The sequence below is a fragment of the Agrococcus sp. HG114 genome (genome assembly GCF_024723325.1).
In the GTDB taxonomy this organism is placed as follows: domain Bacteria; phylum Actinomycetota; class Actinomycetes; order Actinomycetales; family Microbacteriaceae; genus Agrococcus.
Map to the genome: position 1 here is coordinate 1 of NZ_JANQCH010000205.1, position 1908 is coordinate 1908.

3 protein-coding genes are annotated in these 1908 nt (G+C 74.5%); all 3 read right to left on the bottom strand.

The genetic code is table 11. From position 1 onward, the window contains the following. A partial coding sequence (locus tag NWP09_RS12655) for a shikimate dehydrogenase (protein WP_369010427.1) occupies positions 1–352 on the bottom strand: 352 nt, incomplete at its 3' end. A gap of 1 nt (position 353) precedes the next feature. Beyond that, positions 354–1430 carry an endolytic transglycosylase MltG gene (mltG, locus tag NWP09_RS12660; RefSeq protein WP_258275856.1) on the bottom strand — a complete coding sequence of 359 codons (1077 nt, stop codon included), beginning with the start codon at positions 1428–1430 and terminating at the stop codon, positions 354–356. A gap of 1 nt (position 1431) precedes the next feature. Further along, on the bottom strand, positions 1432–1908 hold a 477-nt coding region (gene ruvX, locus NWP09_RS12665), incomplete at its 5' end, for a Holliday junction resolvase RuvX (RefSeq protein WP_258275857.1).

Here is a 1908-nt window from a genome sequence, read left to right on the forward strand (position 1 = left end):
CCGCAAACGCGCGCACGATCCCGCCGACGTCGGTGTTCCAGCCGCGCGGCTCGGTCCCCAGCAGCAGCGTGTTCGCCGCGCCGGTCAGCCGCGCGCGGTCGTCGAGCGTGCGGGCGAGCGCCGCGGCCTCGGGCTTGAGCGGCGCCGTGACCGACAGCCCGAGCCACGCGCCGTCGAGCGCGGCGACGAAGCCCGCGAGCTCGTCGGCCGCGACCGGACGCCGCTCGTAGCGCCAGTCGAGGCCGAGCTCGCGCGCGGCCGCGTGGTGCAGCACGGGCGAGAGCGAGTGCTCGATGGGCCAGCCGACGACCGCGAGCCGGCGCGGGAGCCGGCCGAGCGCATCGGCCGGCACGTCAGCCGCCCCAGCCCGGGTTGTCGCGCAGGAACTGCTGGAACCGCTGGACCGCGGCGTTGTGCTCGGCGAGCGTCTCGGAGAACACGGTCTCGCCGGTCTCCGGGTTCACCGTCACGAAGTACAGCCAGTCGCCCTCGGTGGGCTCGAGCGCCGCCCGGATCGCGACATCGCCGGGCGCGCCGATCGGTCCGACCGGCAGGCCCGGGTGCACGTACGTGTTGTACGGGTTGTCGGCGTCGGCGCGCTCCTCGCTCGTGGTCGTCACGACGTGGAAGTTGCCGGTGCCGTACGCGACGGTGGCGTCGGACTGCAGCCGCATGCCGACGTCGAGCCGGTTCTGGAACACGCGCGCGACGCGCCCGAAGTCGTCGGGCAGCCGCGCCTCGCGCTGCACGAGCGACGCGAAGGTCAGCACGCGCTCGCGGTCGGCCTCCGGCACCCCGGCGGCGTCGAGGGCCTGTCGCTGGCGCTCGACCATCGCCTGCAGCACGCCCGGCGCGTCGATGCCCTCGTCGAACGTGTACGTCGCAGGGAACAGCCAGCCCTCGAGCGAGAGCGCGTCGGCGGGCAGCTCGAACTGCGTGAGGTCGCCGGCCGCCTGGAGGAACTCCGCCTGCGGGATCCCCAGGTCGCGCTCGAGCCGCTCGAAGACCTGCGGGAGCGTGTAGCCCTCCGGCACCGTCACGCGCAGCTCGGCCTTGTTCGCAGGGTCGAGGAGCGCGTCGAGCGCGCCCTGCGCCGACATCTGCTGCTGCACGCGGTACGCGCCCGGGTGCAGCTGGATCGACGGGTCGGCGATGAGGATGTCCGTGAAGGCCTCGGTGCTCGCGATCACATCGTGCTCGAGGAGCGTCTCGGCGACGGCGTAGCCGTTGTCGCCGGGCTGCACCTGCACGACGACCTCGCCCGTGCCGGGTCCCGCGTAGTCCTCGGGGCCGCTGAAGCGGTCCATGAGCTTCGGGATGCCCCACGCGGCCGCGATGCCGATGGCGATGACCGCGACGAGCGCGATGCTCCAGCCGATGAGCCTCCGACGAGTGCGCGCCTTGCGGGCGCGAGCGCGACGTCCTGCCATGTCAGTCCTCCACCGTGGCGGCCTCGCCGCCGTCGCCGAGCAGCTCGCCGGGCGCTCGCCCGGTCGCTCGCTCGCTGTCGAGTGCGTGCTGCAGGATCACGACGGCCGCGGCCTGGTCGATGCTCTGCCGCTGCTGCTTCGAGCTCCTGCCGGCCGCGCGCATCCCCGCCGAGGCGGTCACGGTCGAGAGCCGCTCGTCGACGAGCCGCACGGGCATCGCGCCGGCGAGCTGCGCCGCGATGTCGCGCGCGTCCTGGGTGCTGGGGGTGTCGCCGCCGGAGAGCGAGATCGGGAGGCCGACGACGGCCTCGATCGCGTCGAGCTCTCCGGCGATCGCGCGCAGGCGCGCGACGACGTCGGTGCTCGCGCGCTGGATCGTCTCCACGGGCGTCGCGAGCATCCCGTCGCGGTCGCACCGCGCCACGCCGACGCGCGCCCTGCCCACGTCGACGCCGATCCTGACGCCCCGGCGCATGCC